This is a genomic window from Streptococcus infantis, assembly GCF_019929665.1.
Taxonomy (GTDB): domain Bacteria; phylum Bacillota; class Bacilli; order Lactobacillales; family Streptococcaceae; genus Streptococcus; species Streptococcus infantis_H.
The window spans coordinates 1-767 of record NZ_JAHZPZ010000019.1; the positions used below are offsets into that span (position 1 = coordinate 1).

The following is a 767-nucleotide window of genomic DNA, read 5'->3' on the forward strand; positions in this document are numbered from 1 at the left end:
GGAGGAGTCACAGTGTTATTGAACTCTTTGTCTGGAGCGTCAGTCACTGTCTTCACAAGTGCTTTAGCTTTTCCATCGTGTTCAACTTCTACTGTGATTTCAGCCTTCATGGTATCGTAAGTGACTGTAGCGTCAGATCCTTTAACTTCTTCTACAGTGTACTTATGAGTTCCAACTTGAGCTTTAGTGAATTCAAGTTTAGCGAATTTCACCTTACCATCTTTATCGTTCTGAACTGTTTCGATTTCAGTACCTTTAGAGTCTTTCAATACGAAGCTGAACTCACCAGCTTTCAACTCACGGCCTTCGAGTTTCTTAGTGAAGTTGAATTCGACTTCAATTGGAACTGAGTTAACACGTTTTTCAGTTGGTTTTTCTGGTTTTTCAACTTTCTTCGTGCTTGGGTTGTAGTAGTTTACAATTTGAGCTGCTGTATTTTCGATGTCTACTCCACCTTCAACGTCTGTTTTAACAGTGGCTGGGATATCGAATTTATAGTAGCGACCAAACTCGAATTTAGTTGTGTCGATGATTTGTGTATTGTCTGCGTCTCCAAGTGACTTAGTGAAGCCAGCTTTAAGAGTTGCGGTCATAACACCATTTTCAACCTTAATGTCGAACTTGTCAGTCACATCAGCGCCAGTTACTGAATCGTAAGCCTTGATAGCTGAAGCGTCTACATCAACCTTAGTTTCATCGAAGTCATCAGAAATACTTACTGATTGGATGTTATCCTTGTTGTTAGCGTCGAACTTAGTTGTATCAAG

Annotated in this window: 1 protein-coding gene; it reads right to left on the reverse strand. The window is 40.2% G+C overall.

Translation table 11 applies throughout. From position 1 onward, the window contains the following. On the reverse strand, positions 1-767 hold a 767-nt coding region (locus K1I61_RS08950; protein ID WP_276530039.1), incomplete at both ends, for an SspB-related isopeptide-forming adhesin.